The sequence below is a fragment of the Pseudomonas sp. R1-1 genome (assembly GCF_051132135.1).
Classification (GTDB): domain Bacteria; phylum Pseudomonadota; class Gammaproteobacteria; order Pseudomonadales; family Pseudomonadaceae; genus Aquipseudomonas.
In genome coordinates this window covers 2,345,733-2,362,412 of sequence record NZ_CP071663.1, presented here as the reverse complement: position 1 = coordinate 2,362,412, position 16,680 = coordinate 2,345,733, and the positions used below count along the sequence as shown (strand labels likewise).

The following is a 16,680-nucleotide window of genomic DNA, read 5'->3' as shown; positions in this document are numbered from 1 at the left end:
GCAAAAGCTCAAACCCCTTGGCGTAAACCCCATTTTTCGGGCACAATGCACGCCGCTTTTGCCTGGCGCAGTTGCACCGGGCCATTCACTGGATACCGAGGGCTTTACTGCATGTCGAAAGAAGACAGCTTCGAAATGGAAGGCACTGTCGTCGACACCCTGCCCAACACCATGTTTCGTGTGGAGTTGGAAAATGGGCACGTCGTAACCGCGCATATTTCCGGCAAGATGCGCAAGAACTACATTCGTATTCTTACCGGTGACAAAGTGCGCGTCGAACTGACGCCCTATGACTTGAGCAAAGGGCGCATCACCTACCGCGCTCGTTAATCAAGTCAATACAAAACGCCCGGCTTTTAGCCGGGCGTTTTTGTGTCTGGGGTTTGGGTTTCGGTGCAGATCCTTTTGCTGCGGCTGTGCTTGAATTGCTCGAAGATCAAAAGCAACGTCAAAAGCCCCTCACCCTAGCCCTCTCCCAGAGGGAGAGGGGACTGACCGCGGTGATTGCGAGAGCTGCGCCAACTTGAAATACCGAGTCGTACACGATTTCAAAGCCAACACCGATCAGCTCCCTCTCCAGGGGGAGAGGGCTGGGGTGAGGGCAAATCCACCATAAATCCCAAGCCAACCACCCGCCTCTAACCACTCAACAATGAGCGTTAGCTCGAGTGCTCTTGATCTTGATCTTGCGTCACCGGCGACATCGGAAGGCTGAGCGCAGGGATTGATCCGGGCGTGGGAGCGCAGCGACCGTCTGGCGCAGCCAGACACAGCGGAAGTAGGTGCAGCGAAGCAAACCGTAGCCGCTGCGCCCGGATCGGTCCCGGAGCGAAGGGACCCGAGCCTGCGAGGGCCGAACGCAGGAGCAAGCGTTTTGGGTTACCTTTTTGGCGTTTGAAAAAGGTGACCCGCTGTAAGAGCGGAACCCTAAGCAGCCGTTACCGCAGCAACGGATATGTCCCCAATTCCGAGACAAAAAAAGGCGCCCGAAGGCGCCCTCTTAGACCACAGCCGTCAGGCCATCTCCGCCGTAGTTTCGAAGTCAAACGTCAACTCACCATCCTTGATGTCGATGTGCACCACACCGCCATGCTCGGCCAGCTCGCCAAACAGAATCTCCTCCGCCAGCGGACGCTTGATCTTGTCCTGGATCAGACGCGCCATAGGACGTGCACCCATCGCCGAGTCATAACCACCGGCCGCCAGCCAACTGCGCGCCGCGTCAGTCACCTCAAGCAACACACGCTTGTCCTCCAGCTGCGCCTGAAGCTCGGTAAGGAACTTGTCCACCACGCTCTTGATAACCTCATGACTGAGGCGACCAAACTGGATAATGGTATCCAGACGGTTGCGGAATTCCGGCGTGAAGCTCTTCTTGATCACTTCCATCGCATCGGACGAGTGGTCCTGATGGGTGAAACCGATCGAAGCGCGAGCAGCCGTTTCAGCACCGGCGTTGGTGGTCATGATCACGATCACATTGCGGAAATCCGCCTTGCGCCCGTTGTTGTCGGTCAGCGTACCGTGGTCCATCACCTGCAGCAGCAGATTGAAGACTTCCGGGTGCGCCTTCTCGATTTCATCGAGCAGCAACACGCAATGCGGCTGCTTGGTGATCGCTTCGGTCAACAGACCGCCCTGATCGAAGCCGACATACCCTGGAGGCGCACCAATCAGACGCGAGACGGTGTGACGCTCCATGTACTCGGACATGTCGAAACGAACCAGTTCAATCCCCAACGCCTTGGCCAACTGGCGCGCAGCCTCGGTTTTACCAACACCGGTCGGCCCTGCAAACAGGAACGAACCGACTGGCTTGTCCGGCGATTTAAGCCCGGCGCGTGACAATTTGATTGCAGTCGACAGCGAATCGATCGCTGCATCCTGACCAAACACCGTCAGCTTCAGGTCACGCTCCAGATTACGCAGCAATTCCTTGTCCGAACTGGTGACGTGCTTCGGCGGAATCCGCGCAATCTTCGCCACGATGTCTTCGACCTGCGGCACTTCGATACGCTTGACGCGCATCTCCACCGGTTGCAGACGCTGATAGGCGCCCGCCTCGTCGATCACATCGATGGCCTTGTCCGGCATGTGCCGGTCATTGATGTAGCGCGAAGCCAGTTCGGCAGCGGCGCGCAACGACTCATCGCTGTACTCGATGTTGTGGTGTTGCTCGAAACGGCCTTTGAGACCACGCAGGATACCGATGGTGTCTTCCACTGACGGCTCGACCACATCGACCTTCTGGAAGCGACGCGCCAGGGCACGGTCCTTCTCGAAGATGCCGCGGAATTCCTGGAACGTCGTCGAGCCGATACAGCGAATGTCGCCAGACGACAGCAGCGGCTTGAGCAGGTTCGAGGCATCCATGACGCCACCTGACGCAGCACCGGCACCAATAATCGTGTGGATCTCGTCAATGAACAGAATCGCCTGCGGACGCTTTTTCAGCTCATTGAGCAGCGCCTTGAAGCGCTTCTCGAAATCACCGCGGTATTTGGTGCCTGCCAGCAGAGCGCCAAGGTCCAGCGAGTAAACGACGCTGTTGGCCAGCAGGTCCGGCACCTGATTGTCGACAATGCGCTTGGCCAGGCCTTCGGCAATCGCGGTTTTACCCACGCCTGCCTCGCCGACCAGCAGCGGATTGTTCTTGCGCCGACGCGCGAGAATCTGCGCGACACGCTCGACTTCCGATTCGCGGCCGACCAGCGGATCGATACGACCCTGGCGCGCGAGCTCGTTGAGGTTGCTGGCATAAGCATCCAGAGGATTGCCTGAAGAAGAAGACTCACCGCCCTCGTCGTCCTGCATATCTTGTTCACCTTCAGAGTGATCGCCATGCCCCGGCACTTTGGAAATGCCGTGGGCGATGTAGTTGACGACATCGATGCGCGCTACGCTCTGCTGTTTCAGCAGAAATACGGCCTGACTCTCTTGCTCACTGAAGATTGCAACCAGCACGTTGGCGCCAGTCACTTCGCGTTTGCCGGAGCTCTGTACGTGGAAAACAGCACGCTGCAGCACACGCTGGAAGCCCAGGGTTGGCTGGGTTTCACGATCTTCGTCGTGGACGGGGATCAATGGCGTGGTGGAGTCGATGAACTCCTGCAGGTCATGCTTGAGTTTGTCGAGGTTCGCGCCGCAGGCACGCAAAACGGTGGCGGCAGCCTCATTGTCCAATAGGGCCAACAGGAGATGTTCGACGGTCATGAACTCATGACGCTTCGAACGAGCCTCCTTGAAGGCTAGATTGAGGGTGACTTCGAGCTCGCGGTTTAACATAGCTTCACCTCATACCCAAGTGGTCGGCGATTAACCGTCCTTCTCGATTTCACAGAGTAGCGGATGCTGGCTTTCCCTGGCGTACTGGTTGACCTGCATGGCCTTTGTCTCGGCGATGTCGCGGGTAAACACTCCACATACTGCTCGTCCTTCTGTATGGACGGCCAGCATGACCTTGGTCGCCAGCTCGCGATTCAGGTTAAAAAACACCTCGAGCACTTCGACGACGAAATCCATCGGTGTGTAGTCATCGTTGAACAAAACCACCTTGTACATCGGCGGCGCCTGTAATGCAGGCTTCGCTTCCTGAACAGCAACGCCTGCCGAATCGTCGTCGTGCTCCTGTGGAAGATCCTTTTGGAGAAGCGGGCGATCCTGATTGAATGTTAGTCGAATCTGGCTGATTGCATGCATGGAAAGAAAGGTTCGTCAGTTGTGCAAATACAGTGGTGGGGGCGGTTGCCTGCGTTTTCAACTCCGACGGCCCGGTCACCTTGACTATCGGGAAAACGGTGTTACAACCAATAGAGCCCACAGTGGGTAAAAAAGATCCGCGGAGTCAATTCTTTTATCGAATTCGACTGCGGATGAACGGGATGATACTCCAGCGATGGAGACTGTTGCAGAGGGATTTGAGCATGGCTGTCGGCAAGGTGAAATGGTTCAACAATGCCAAGGGGTACGGTTTTATTAATACCGACACCCACGAAGGCCGCGATGAGGATAAGAAGGACATCGATTTCTTTGCGCACTACTCTGCCATTGAAATGGACGGGTACAAAACTCTCAAAGCGGGGCAACTGGTGAATTTCGAAATCATACAAGGTCCCAAAGGCTTGCATGCGGTAAAAATCACCCCGGTCGAAGTCCCAAAAGTTGTACCCAAAATCGTCCCGCAAGCTCAAACGGTATCCAGCTGACGCCTTAGCGCCATTAGCCATAAAAAACCGCCTGACTCGATCTCTCGACTCAGGCGGCTTTTGTGTATCCGCGTTTTACATATGCGAAATCAACGCATCCCCGAACCCCGAAGACGAAACCAGCGTGGCCCCATCCATCAAGCGCTCAAAGTCATACGTGACAGTTTTCGCCCCGATCGCACCGTTGGTGCCCTTGATGATCAGGTCTGCCGCTTCGGTCCAGCCCATGTGTCGCAGCATCATCTCGGCAGAGAGAATCAACGAACCCGGATTGACCTGATCCTTGCCGGCATACTTCGGCGCGGTACCGTGGGTCGCCTCGAACATCGCCACGGTGTCGGACAGGTTGGCGCCCGGTGCAATACCGATACCGCCCACTTCTGCCGCCAGGGCGTCGGACAGGTAATCGCCGTTGAGGTTAAGCGTCGCGATCACATCGTATTCGGCCGGACGCAGCAGGATCTGCTGGAGCATGGCGTCGGCGATGGCGTCTTTGACCACCACGTTCTTGCCGGTTTTCGGGTTCTTGAACTGCATCCACGGACCGCCATCGAGCAGGGTCGCGCCGAATTCTTCCGCCGCTACTTCGTAGGCCCATTCCTTGAAGGCACCTTCGGTGAACTTCATGATGTTGCCTTTGTGCACGATGGTCAGCGAATCGCGGTCGTTATCGACCACATATTGCAAGGCCTTGCGCGCCAGACGCTTGGTGCCTTCGCGAGAAACCGGCTTGACGCCGATGCCGCAGTTTTCATCGAAACGGATCTTGGTGACGCCCATTTCTTCTTTCAGGAATTTGATCACCTTGGTGGCTTCCGGCGAACCGGCCTTCCACTCGATGCCCGCGTAGATGTCTTCGGAATTCTCACGGAAGATGGTCATGTCGACGTCGCCGGGCTTTTTCACCGGGCTTGGCACGCCTTCGAACCAGCGCACCGGGCGCAGGCAGACGTAGAGGTCGAGTTGCTGACGCAGGGCCACGTTCAGCGAGCGGATGCCGCCACCGACCGGGGTGGTCAGCGGGCCTTTGATCGAGACCACGTAATCCTTGACCGCGTCGAGGGTTTCCTGCGGCAGCCAGGTGTCCTGATCGTAAACCTGGGTGGCTTTTTCCCCGGCGTAGACTTCCATCCAGGAAATCTTGCGCTTGCCGCCGTAGGCCTTTTCAACAGCAGCATCGACAACCTTGATCATCACCGGACTGATGTCGACACCAATCCCGTCGCCTTCGATGAAGGGGATGACCGGGTTATCAGGAACATTGAGAGAATGGTCTGCGTTGACGGTGATTTTGTCGCCGACGGCTGGAACCTGAATCTTCTTGTAACCCATGCTGAACTCCATTGTTTGGATTGAACACCTGGCTTGCTTCGAGCGTAACCCAGTTGAATCAACACGCAAACCCTATGTTCCGCCGCCGCGCACATCTGGTTTCGTACAAGCCTGAAAGCAAAGGGAAAAGCGCCAAACTCCAGCATTCGTAACGAGTCTTTGCCCGGCACCGCCCTGCGACCTTTAGACCAATGGACGAGAATCGTTGCATATGAACCATCGGCAGATTGCCAGCTACCTATGTATAATGCCGCCCGCTGACCACAGGGTCACGACGGCTGGCCTCTCTAGTACGAGACTTTCCGCCTGATTGGTCGGGTTGTTACCGCAGCCTGACTGCTTGACGCTCTACTGATGCACCCAACATCACCGCGAAGAATCTCGACATTCGGTTCATGGATGACTTTGAACGAACGCGCTTACCCGGCGCCCCTCGAGTTTCTGCGCACGCTTTAGCAAAGAAGAGAGAGTTAATCCGAATATGCCCACCCGCTCGAAGATCATCTATACCTTCACCGACGAAGCTCCTGCCCTCGCCACCTATTCCCTGCTGCCGATCATCGAGGCTTACACCGCCTCGGCCGATATCGCCGTGGAAACCCGCGATATCTCTCTTGCAGCACGCATTCTGGCAAGCTTCCCCGAGCAACTGGGCGACAAAGCCGTAGCCGACCACCTCGCCGAACTGGGCGAACTGGCCGTTACGCCTGAAGCCAACATCATCAAGCTGCCGAACATCAGCGCTTCGGTGCCGCAACTGCAAGCCGCGATCAAAGAGCTGCAGGCGCAGGGCTACAACCTGCCGGACTACCCGGAAACCGTGACCAGCGATGCCGATAAAGACGCCAAGGCGCGTTACGACAAGGTCAAGGGCAGCGCCGTGAACCCGGTTCTGCGTGAAGGCAACTCCGACCGTCGCGCTCCGCTGTCGGTAAAGAACTACGCACGCAAGCACCCGCACAAAATGGGCGCCTGGGCCAAAGACTCCAAGTCCCACGTCGCTCACATGAGCACCGGCGATTTCTACGGCAGCGAAAAAGCCGCCCTGATCGACGCCGCTGACGCCGTGAAGATCGAACTGATCGCCAAGGACGGTACTGCAACCGTTCTGAAAGAAAAAACCACCGTTCAGGCCGGCGAGATCCTCGACTGCGCCGTGATGAGCAAAAACGCCCTGCGCGCGTTCATCGCTGCTGAAATCGAAAGCGCCAAGGCTCAGGGCGTGCTGCTCTCGGTGCACCTGAAAGCGACCATGATGAAGGTCTCCGACCCGATCATGTTCGGCCAGATCGTTGCCGAGTACTACAAAGACGCACTGACCAAGCACGCTGACGTGCTGGCCGAGATCGGCTTCAACCTGAACAACGGCATCGGCGACCTGTACGCGCGCATCAAAGCGCTGCCGGCCGAGCAGCAAGCGCAGATCGAAGCTGACATGGCTGCGGTCTACGCTGTACGTCCGGCGCTGGCGATGGTCAACTCCGACAAGGGCATCACCAACCTGCACGTGCCGAGCGACGTTATCGTCGATGCCTCGATGCCAGCGATGATCCGTGACTCCGGCAAGATGTGGGGCACCGACGGTCAGCTGCACGACACCAAGGCAGTGATCCCGGATCGTTGCTACGCCACCATCTACCAGGCTGTGATCGAAGACTGCAAAGCCAATGGCGCGTTCGATCCGACCACCATGGGCAGCGTGCCGAACGTCGGTCTGATGGCGAAGAAAGCCGAAGAGTACGGCTCGCACGACAAGACCTTCCAGATCAAGGCTGACGGCGTGGTTCGCGTGACCGACAGCAAAGGCACCGTGCTGATGGAGCAGGCTGTTGAAGCCGGCGACATCTTCCGCATGTGCCAGACCAAAGACGCGCCGATCCAGGACTGGGTCAAACTGGCCGTCAACCGCGCTCGCGCCAGCAGCACCCCGGCGATCTTCTGGCTCGACCCGATGCGCGCTCACGATGGCGTGGTGATCGAGAAGGTTCAGGCTTACCTGAAGGATCACGACACCGCCGGTCTGGACATCCAGATCATGGCGCCGGTCGATGCCATGAAGTACACCCTGCAGCGCACCCGCGAAGGCAAGGACACCATTTCGGTGACCGGCAACGTACTGCGCGACTACCTGACCGACCTGTTCCCGATCATGGAACTGGGCACCAGCGCCAAGATGCTGTCGATCGTGCCGCTGATGAACGGCGGCGGTCTGTTCGAAACCGGCGCTGGCGGTTCGGCACCGAAGCACGTGCAGCAACTGGTTGAAGAAAACTTCCTGCGCTGGGATTCGCTGGGTGAGTTCCTCGCCCTCGCCGCTTCCCTCGAGCACTTGGGTGTGAACTACAACAACCCGAAAGCACTGGTGCTGTCGAAGACTCTGGACCAGGCCACCGGCCAGTTCCTCGACAACAACAAGTCGCCATCGCGCAAGGTCGGCAACATCGACAACCGCGGCAGCCACTTCTATCTGGCGATGTACTGGGCTCAGGCCCTGGCTGCCCAGACCGAAGACGCTGCACTGCAAGCGCAGTTCGCGACTCTGGCCAAAACCCTGACCGAGAACGAAGCGACCATCGTTGCCGAGCTCAACGCCGTTCAGGGCAAGCCAGTCGACATCGGCGGTTACTACCACGCCGACGCCGAGCTGATCAGCCAGGCCATGCGCCCAAGCGCAACCTTCAACGCGGCGATTGCTGCGCTGGTTTAAGGTTGTAGTGCGGTAAACAAACCCCGGCCCCGTGCCGGGGTTTGTGTTTTTGCTGACAACACAAAACCCTTGTAGGAGTGAGCCTGCTCGCGATAGCGGTATACCATTCACCATTAATGGCGACTGATGCACCGCTATCGCGAGCAGGCTCACTCCTACAGGGGATTGGGTTTCACACTTCAGAATTGAGGAAGATTTATGGAATGGCTGCCCCACATCACCGTCGCCACCATCATCGAAGACAACGGTCGCTTCCTGATGGTCGAAGAGCACAAGGCCGGGCGCAATGTGCTCAATCAGCCCGCCGGGCATCTCGATCCGAATGAAACCCTGATCGAAGCCGCCGTGCGCGAAACCCTCGAAGAGACCGGCTGGGACGTCGAACCCACCGGCGTCATCGGCATTTATCTGTACACCGCGCCGAGCAACGGCGTGACTTACCAGCGTGTGTGCTTCAGCGCCAAAGCCGTCAAACACCACCCGGACTATCAGCTTGACGATGGCATCCTCGGCGCCAAGTGGCTGAGCCGCGAAGAATTATTGGCTCAACGGGACAACTGGCGCAGCGAGTTGATCATGCGCTGCATCGACGATTATCTGGCCGGTCATCACTTCAGCCTCGAACTGATCCGCCCTTCCCTTTAGCCTTGCGGCCGCGAGCCTGCTAGAATCGCGCCCTTTTCCAAGACACTCATTGAAATCCCTATGCGTGATCCAGCCCCTTCTGACACATCCAAGAAGCGCGTCATTGTCGGCATGTCCGGCGGCGTGGACTCTTCCGTTTCCGCTCTCCTGCTGATCGAGCAGGGGTATGAAGTGGAAGGCCTGTTCATGAAGAACTGGGAAGAAGACGACGGAACGGAATACTGCACCGCCATGGACGACCTGGCGGATGCTCAGGCTGTCTGCGACAAGATCGGCATCAAATTGCACACCGCCAACTTCGCTGCCGAGTACTGGGACAACGTGTTCGAGCACTTCCTGGCCGAATACAAGGCCGGACGCACGCCGAACCCGGACATCCTGTGTAACCGCGAAATCAAGTTCAAGGCGTTCCTCGACTACGCGATGATGCTTGGCGCCGACCTGATCGCCACCGGCCACTACGTGCGCCGCCGTGACATCGATGGCCGCACCGAACTACTCAAGGGCCTCGATCCAAACAAGGATCAGAGCTACTTCCTGCACGCCGTTGGCGGCGAACAGATCGCCAAGACCCTGTTCCCGGTCGGCGAACTGGAAAAGCCGGAAGTGCGCGCGATTGCCGAGAAATACGAGCTGGCGACCGCGAAGAAGAAGGATTCCACCGGGATCTGCTTCATCGGTGAACGGCGCTTCAGCGACTTCCTCAAGCAATACCTGCCGGCGCAACCGGGCGAGATCAAAACCACCGAAGGCGAAGTCATCGGCCGCCACCACGGCTTGATGTACCACACCATCGGCCAGCGCCAGGGCCTTGGCATCGGCGGTTTGAAAGACGCCGGCGATGAACCGTGGTACGTGCTGCGCAAGGATCTGGACGTCAACGAACTGATCGTCGGTCAGGGCAACAACCATCCGTGGCTGTTCTCCGGCGCCCTGCTCGCTTCGGAGATCTATTGGGTCAATCCGATCGACCTAAGCCAGCCGCTGCGCCTGACCGCCAAAGTGCGTTATCGCCAGAGCGATCAGGCCTGCACCCTGGAGAAAACCGCCAGCGGCTATCGCGCCGTGTTCGACGAGCCGCAACGCGCGGTGACCCCGGGCCAATCGGTGGTGTTCTATGACGGTGAAATCTGCCTAGGCGGCGGCGTGATTGAAGTCGCCGAGCCATGGAGCGGCCAGGCATGAGCCCGACTCAGGAGCAACTGACGGCGCTCGGCGGCGTGTTTCTCGCCGCCGTGCTGGTCGACCGCATCGCCAAGACCGGCCAGACCAACGAAGCCGGCCTGAGCTGCATGCTCGGCAGCCTGCTGGTGCGCGACCCGAAAGACACGCTGGATGTGTACGGCGGCGATGACATCAATCTGCGCGAAGGTTATCGGGCGCTGATCGGCGCACTGGAACGTGACCCCAGCACTTTGCAGCGCGAGCCATTGCGTTACGCGCTGTCGATGCTCGGTCTGGAACGTCAACTGGCCAAGCGCGACGACATGCTCGACACCATCAGCAAGCGTTTGCCGCAGATCCAGTCGCAGGTCGAGCACTTCGGTCCGGCCCACGAAAACGTGGTGGCTGCGTGCGGCGCGCTGTATCAGGACACCCTGAGCACCTTGCGCCAGCGCATTCAGGTGCACGGCGACATGCGCAATCTGCAGCAACCGAGCAATGCCTCGAAGATTCGCGCCTTGCTGCTGGCCGGGATCCGTTCGGCGCGCTTGTGGCGCCAGCTCGGCGGGCATCGCTGGCAGTTGGTGATCAGCCGTCGCAAGTTGCTCAAAGAGCTGTATCCGCTGATGCGCAGCGAGTAAACGCCGCGCGATACCAGTTTTGTAGTCTGTAACGCGTAATACGCCGGTCAGTTGGCGACGGACCGGCGGATTTTTTCATGTATGATACGCGCCCCATTTCGTTGCCCGACTGTCCGAGAACACCCCATGCAGCTCTCTTCGCTCACTGCGGTTTCCCCTGTTGACGGCCGCTACGCCGGCAAAACCCAGGCCCTGCGCCCGATTTTCAGCGAGTACGGCCTGATCCGTGCCCGCGTTCTGGTTGAAGTGCGCTGGCTCCAGCGCCTGGCCGCCCACGCCGGTATTCCTGAAGTACCGGCCTTCTCCGCCGAGGCCAACGCCGTTCTCAATGAACTGGCGGAAAACTTCGCGTTGGAGCACGCCGAGCGCGTCAAAGAGATCGAGCGCACCACCAACCACGACGTCAAGGCGATCGAATACCTGCTCAAGGAGCAGGCGGCCAAGCTGCCGGAGCTGGCCAAGGTCAGCGAGTTCATCCACTTTGCCTGCACCAGCGAAGACATCAACAACCTGTCCCACGCGCTGATGCTGCGCGAAGGCCGTGACGACGTGATGCTACCGCTGATGCGCCAGACCGCCAACGCCATCCGCGAACTGGCCATCCGTTTCGCTGACGTGCCGATGCTGTCGCGCACCCACGGTCAACCGGCCTCGCCGACCACTCTGGGTAAAGAGCTGGCGAACGTGGTTTACCGTCTCGAGCGGCAGATCGCGCAGGTCGCTGCCGTGCCGCTGCTGGGCAAGATCAACGGCGCTGTCGGCAACTACAACGCGCACCTGTCGGCCTACCCGCAGATCGACTGGGAAGCCAACGCCCGCGCCTTCATCGAAGACGAGCTGGGCCTGGGCTTCAACCCGTACACCACACAGATCGAACCGCACGACTACATCGCCGAGCTGTTCGACGCGATCGCACGCTTCAACACCATCCTGATCGACTTCGACCGCGACATCTGGGGCTACATCTCCCTGGGTTATTTCAAGCAGCGCACCATCGCTGGCGAAATCGGTTCGTCGACCATGCCGCACAAGGTCAACCCGATCGACTTCGAGAACTCCGAAGGCAACCTGGGCATCGCCAACGCACTGTTCCAGCACCTGGCGAGCAAACTGCCGATCTCCCGCTGGCAGCGCGACCTGACCGACTCCACCGTTCTGCGCAACCTCGGTGTCGGCTTCGCCCACAGCGTGATCGCCTACGAAGCCAGCCTCAAAGGCATCAGCAAACTCGAGCTCAACGAGCAGAAGATTGCCGCTGACCTCGACGCGTGCTGGGAAGTGCTGGCCGAGCCGATCCAGACCGTGATGCGCCGCTACAACATCGAAAACCCGTACGAAAAGCTGAAAGAACTGACCCGCGGCAAGGGCATCAGCCCTGAAGCGCTGCAGACTTTCATCGATGGCCTGGACATGCCAGCCGAAGCGAAAGCCGAGCTCAAGCAACTGACCCCGGCCAACTATATCGGCAACGCCGTGGCACAAGCCAAACGCATCTGATCGACCGTTTGCCCCGTTCAAGACGCCCGGCCGCGCCGGGCGTTTTTATTCCCGTCTGAAAAGTGCTTTTTTTCAATAGGTTACATATGAATTCCGACATTCCTCTTCAACTTCTGGGCGGCCTCACGGCACGCGAATTCCTGCGTGACTACTGGCAGAAAAAACCGCTGCTGATCCGTCAGGCGATCCCTGACTTCGAAAGCCCGATCGACGCCGACGAACTGGCCGGCCTGGCCCTGGAAGAAGAAGTCGAATCGCGCCTGGTCATCGAGCACGGCGAGCGCCCATGGGAACTGCGTCGCGGCCCGTTCGCCGAAGACGAGTTCAGCAAATTGCCGGAAAAAGAATGGACCCTGCTGGTACAAGCGGTCGACCAGTTCGTCCCGGAAGTCAGCGAGCTGCTGGAAAACTTCCGCTTTCTGCCAAGCTGGCGCGTCGACGACGTGATGATCAGCTTCGCCGCCCCCGGTGGCAGTGTTGGTCCGCACTTCGATAACTACGACGTGTTCCTGCTGCAAGGCCACGGTAAGCGCAACTGGAAAATCGGCCAGATGTGCGATTCCGAAAGCCCGCTGCTGCAACACGCCGACCTGCGCATCCTCGCCGAATTCGAACAGACCGAAGAATGGGTTCTGGAACCGGGCGACATGCTGTACCTGCCGCCGCGCCTGGCTCACTGCGGTGTCGCGGTCGACAACTGCATGACCTACTCGGTCGGCTTCCGCGCGCCGAGCGCTGCTGAAGTGCTGACCCACTTCACCGACTTCCTCAGCCAGTTCCTGACTGACGAAGAGCGTTACACCGACGCCGACGCCAAGCCAGCCGCCGACCCGCATCAGATTCAACACGATGCGCTGGACCGCCTGAAGAGCCTGCTCGCTGAGCACATGAGCGATGAGCGCCTGCTGCTGACCTGGTTCGGCCAGTACATGACCGAGCCGCGCTACCCAGAACTGGTAGTGGGTCCGGAAGATGTCGAAGAGGAAGATTTCCTCGCCGCCCTGCAGGACGGCGCCGTGCTGATTCGCAACCCGAGCGCGCGTCTGGCCTGGTCGGAAGTCGATGACGATTTGCTGCTGTTCGCCAGCGGCCAGAGCCGTTATCTGCCGGGCAAGCTGCGCGAACTGCTGAAGCTGATCTGCGCCGCTGACGCCCTGCACGCCGATAACGTCGGCGACTGGCTGAACGACGAAGACGGTCGCAGCCTGCTCTGCGAACTGGTCAAGCAAGGTAGCCTGGGGTTCGCCGATGAATAAAATTCGCGTTCGTGTCGCAGACTGGCAGAAGGACATCGCCGAGATCCGGCGCATTCGTGAAACGGTGTTCATCGCCGAACAATCGGTGCCACCCGAGCTTGAGTGGGACGCGGATGATGCGACCGCCGTGCATTTTCTGGCGTTTGAAGGCGACTACCCGATCGGCACCGCGCGTTTGCTGCCCGATGGGCACATCGGCCGGGTTTCGGTGCTGAAAGACTGGCGCGGGATGAAAGTCGGCGACGCGCTGATGCAAGCGGTCATCGCCGAAGCGGAAGCGCGCGGCCTGAAGCAGCAAATGCTCAGTGCGCAGGTGCAGGCCACGGCGTTCTATGAACGCCTGGGCTTCAGCCTGGTCAGCGAGGAATTCCTCGAAGCCGGGATTCCGCATGTCGATATGGTTCGCCATTCGGCCTGAGCCTTGACTGATCGTTCCCATGCTCCGCGTGGGAACGCCTCTCGGGACGCTCCGCGTCCCTTGCGGCATGTGACGCAGAGCGTCACGGGCTGCATTCCCACGCAGAGCGTGGGAACGATCGCGCCAAAATGCGCCCCGCCATCCACCGATGCCGGGGCGTTTTGCTGTCTACGATTCAACTTGCCCCACCCCGGGCCGACAAACTGGCAATATCAAGCCTTTCGAAAGCGGAGATAACGGACATGTCCCTACGCACCCTCCTCACCACCCTGCTGCTCGGCTGCAGCTTTTCGGTGCTGGCAGCCACAGAAATCGTGCCCCTCAATTACCGCACCAGCGCCGACATGCTGCCGATGGCGCAAGACTTCCTCGGCAAGGACGGCCAGGTCAGCGCCTATGGCAATCAACTGATCATCAAGGCCGACCCGGACAAGATCCAGGAACTCAAGGCACTGATCGGGCAACTCGACACCGCGCCCAAGCGCTTGCTGATCACCGTCGACACTAATGAAAACAATGGCCGTGGCGACGAAGGCTATTCGGTCAACGGCGCGCAGGCGAATCAGACCCGCATCATCAGCCGCAGTACGACCAGCCGCGAAGGTGGCGTGCAGCAAGTGCAGGCCACCGATGGCATGCCAGCGCTGATCCAGGTGGGGCAAAGCGTGCCGATCACCAACGTTCAGAGTGATTCGTACGGTGGTTACAACAGCCAGACCCAATACCGAAACGTCACCCAGGGTTTCTACGTGACCGCGAGCGTCACCGGCGACATCGTCCATCTGACAATCAGTACCAATCGTGACCGCATGAGCCAGGAACGTCCCGATGTAGTGAACGTGCAAAGCACCGACACAACCGTCAGCGGACGCCTCGGCGAATGGATCACCCTGGCCGGGGTGAATCGCCAGACTCAGGCCGACAAACAGGGTCTGACCCGCAGCTACTCGACTCAAGGCCGCGATGACATGACCTTGCGGGTGAAAGTCGACGCACTGGACTAAAGCACCGAAAACTGACTGATTAGTCGTATTGGACGAAAGATGTAGTGCTTGAAAAAAAGCACTACAAAACGTTTGACGCGAAAAAAAAGCGAAGGCATGATGGCCTCGCTCCCGCTAATCAGGGGCCCTGGCAAGGGCCTTCGAAGCGCCGCCCGCACCTACCCCGCGAGCCGTTTCGTGTCTGTACCGCCCACAAGGCGTGTTTGACGAGGTTGCCGACTGGAACGAAGTTGTCCCGAGGGACGGAAGCGTATTTAGGTAACCCGGCTTCACGCTGCAGACCGCATAAAGGCCCACGACGCCGGAATGCGCCCGCACCGCGCCACTACCTGCTCACTTCCCCTCGAGCCCATCGTTCATCCCGTCGCCTACCCCGCCGAATCCGACTTGACCACCTAAGCTTCTGGTCAGCGAGCGCAGGAATTTTCCACCGCAGAACAACTTTTCAATAAAGACGCGACGAGGTTTATCTCCATGGCACTGACACGCGAACAGCAAATTGCAGCCCTCGAAAAAGACTGGGCTGAGAACCCGCGCTGGAAAGGCGTGACACGCACTTACTCCGCTGCTGACGTGGTCCGTCTGCGTGGCTCGGTCCAGCCTGAGCACACCTTTGCGAAGATGGGCGCCGAGAAGCTGTGGAACCTGGTCACCCAGGGTGCCAAGCCGTCCTTCCGTCCTGAGAAAGATTTCGTCAACTGCATGGGCGCCCTGACCGGTGGCCAGGCTGTTCAGCAGGTCAAAGCCGGTATCCAGGCGATCTACCTGTCGGGCTGGCAAGTGGCTGCGGACAACAACTCCGCAGAATCGATGTACCCGGACCAGTCGCTGTACCCGGTGGACTCGGTGCCAACCGTGGTCAAGCGCATCAACAACTCGTTCCGTCGTGCCGACCAGATCCAGTGGAAAGCCGGCAAGAACCCGGGCGACGACGGCTACATCGACTACTTCGCGCCGATCGTGGCTGACGCTGAAGCCGGTTTCGGCGGCGTCCTGAACGCTTACGAGCTGATGAAAAGCATGATCGAAGCAGGCGCCGCCGGCGTTCACTTCGAAGACCAACTGGCGTCGGTAAAAAAATGCGGCCACATGGGCGGCAAGGTACTGGTACCGACTCAAGAAGCCGTACAGAAGCTGACCGCTGCGCGTCTGGCGGCTGACGTTGCCGGCACGCCGACCATCATCCTGGCGCGTACCGACGCCAACGCAGCTGACCTGCTGACTTCCGACTGCGACCCGTACGACCAGCCGTTCGTGACCGGCGAGCGCACCCAGGAAGGTTTCTACAAGGTTCGCGCCGGTCTGGACCAGGCCATCGCCCGTGGTCTGGCTTACGCGCCATACGCCGACCTGATCTGGTGCGAAACCGCCAAGCCGGATCTGGAAGAAGCCCGTCGCTTCGCTGAAGCGATCAAGAAGGAATACCCGGACCAATTGCTGTCGTACAACTGCTCGCCTTCCTTCAACTGGAAGAAAAACCTGGACGACGCGACCATCGCCAAGTTCCAGCGCGAACTGTCCGCCATGGGTTACAAGCACCAGTTCATCACCCTGGCTGGCATTCACAACATGTGGCACAGCATGTTCAACCTGGCGCACGACTACGCCCGCAACGACATGACTGCCTACGTGAAGCTGCAAGAGCAGGAATTCGCTGACGCCGCCAAGGGTTACACCTTCGTGGCGCACCAGCAGGAAGTGGGCACTGGCTACTTCGACGACATGACCACCGTGATCCAGGGTGGCTCGTCGTCGGTGACCGCGCTGACCGGTTCGACTGAAGAAGAACAGTTCCACTGACAGATTGCCCT

14 protein-coding genes are annotated in these 16,680 nt (G+C 59.2%); 11 read left to right on the top strand and 3 right to left on the bottom strand.

Annotation, left to right across the window (positions count from 1 at the left end):
- Window positions 1–111 precede the first annotated feature (111 nt).
- Window positions 112–330 carry a translation initiation factor IF-1 gene (gene infA, locus J3P75_RS10730; RefSeq protein WP_002553999.1) on the top strand — a complete coding sequence of 73 codons (219 nt, stop codon included), beginning with the start codon at window positions 112–114 and terminating at the stop codon, window positions 328–330.
- A gap of 684 nt (window positions 331–1,014) precedes the next feature.
- Here infA and clpA read toward each other — a convergent pair.
- Both clpA and clpS read right to left on the bottom strand, forming a co-directional pair.
- Complete coding sequence (clpA, locus tag J3P75_RS10725) at window positions 1,015–3,285, bottom strand: ATP-dependent Clp protease ATP-binding subunit ClpA (protein WP_007964841.1); 2,271 nt, start codon at window positions 3,283–3,285, stop codon at window positions 1,015–1,017.
- A 30-nt stretch (window positions 3,286–3,315) separates the two neighbouring features.
- Entirely contained in the window at window positions 3,316–3,699 is a 384-nt protein-coding gene (clpS, locus tag J3P75_RS10720) for an ATP-dependent Clp protease adapter ClpS (protein ID WP_011334948.1), read from the bottom strand.
- Window positions 3,700–3,923: 224 nt separating this feature from the next.
- Here clpS and J3P75_RS10715 point away from each other — a divergent pair, with 224 nt between their 5' ends.
- Window positions 3,924–4,205 (top strand): cold shock domain-containing protein, encoded by a 282-nt coding sequence (locus J3P75_RS10715; protein WP_434710311.1) that lies wholly within the window; start codon window positions 3,924–3,926, stop codon window positions 4,203–4,205.
- A gap of 75 nt (window positions 4,206–4,280) precedes the next feature.
- Here J3P75_RS10715 and icd read toward each other — a convergent pair whose 3' ends face one another.
- On the bottom strand, window positions 4,281–5,537 hold the full coding sequence (gene icd, locus J3P75_RS10710; RefSeq protein ID WP_208940634.1) for an NADP-dependent isocitrate dehydrogenase: 1,257 nt from the start codon (window positions 5,535–5,537) through the stop codon (window positions 4,281–4,283).
- A gap of 481 nt (window positions 5,538–6,018) precedes the next feature.
- Here icd and J3P75_RS10705 point away from each other — a divergent pair, with 481 nt between their 5' ends.
- The 9 genes from J3P75_RS10705 (at window position 6,019) to aceA (ending at window position 16,669) form a co-directional block, all read left to right on the top strand.
- Complete coding sequence (locus J3P75_RS10705) at window positions 6,019–8,244, top strand: NADP-dependent isocitrate dehydrogenase (protein ID WP_434710309.1); 2,226 nt, start codon at window positions 6,019–6,021, stop codon at window positions 8,242–8,244.
- Between the two features lie 198 nt (window positions 8,245–8,442).
- The gene (locus J3P75_RS10700; protein WP_434597196.1) at window positions 8,443–8,889 is read left to right on the top strand and encodes an NUDIX hydrolase; all 447 of its coding nucleotides are present in this window, start codon (window positions 8,443–8,445) and stop codon (window positions 8,887–8,889) included.
- A 60-nt stretch (window positions 8,890–8,949) separates the two neighbouring features.
- Window positions 8,950–10,074: a tRNA 2-thiouridine(34) synthase MnmA gene (gene mnmA / locus J3P75_RS10695; RefSeq protein WP_203418618.1), complete on the top strand. Its 1,125-nt coding sequence runs from the start codon at window positions 8,950–8,952 to the stop codon at window positions 10,072–10,074.
- Window positions 10,071–10,694, top strand: coding sequence for a high frequency lysogenization protein HflD (hflD, locus tag J3P75_RS10690; protein WP_090284360.1), 624 nt, complete (start codon window positions 10,071–10,073; stop codon window positions 10,692–10,694). Before mnmA ends, hflD begins: the two co-directional genes overlap by 4 nt.
- Before the next feature lie 126 nt (window positions 10,695–10,820).
- Complete coding sequence (gene purB, locus J3P75_RS10685) at window positions 10,821–12,191, top strand: adenylosuccinate lyase (RefSeq protein ID WP_434597190.1); 1,371 nt, start codon at window positions 10,821–10,823, stop codon at window positions 12,189–12,191.
- 86 nt (window positions 12,192–12,277) lie between these two features.
- Window positions 12,278–13,447, top strand: coding sequence for a cupin domain-containing protein (locus J3P75_RS10680; protein WP_093100576.1), 1,170 nt, complete (start codon window positions 12,278–12,280; stop codon window positions 13,445–13,447).
- Window positions 13,440–13,865 carry a GNAT family N-acetyltransferase gene (locus tag J3P75_RS10675; RefSeq protein WP_090284364.1) on the top strand — a complete coding sequence of 142 codons (426 nt, stop codon included), beginning with the start codon at window positions 13,440–13,442 and terminating at the stop codon, window positions 13,863–13,865. Before J3P75_RS10680 ends, J3P75_RS10675 begins: the two co-directional genes overlap by 8 nt.
- 242 nt (window positions 13,866–14,107) lie before the next feature.
- On the top strand, window positions 14,108–14,869 hold the full coding sequence (locus tag J3P75_RS10670) for a secretin N-terminal domain-containing protein (protein ID WP_434710306.1): 762 nt from the start codon (window positions 14,108–14,110) through the stop codon (window positions 14,867–14,869).
- A 474-nt stretch (window positions 14,870–15,343) separates the two neighbouring features.
- Entirely contained in the window at window positions 15,344–16,669 is a 1,326-nt protein-coding gene (gene aceA / locus J3P75_RS10665) for an isocitrate lyase (RefSeq protein ID WP_016775277.1), read from the top strand.
- The last annotated feature ends 11 nt before the right edge of the window (window positions 16,670–16,680 follow it).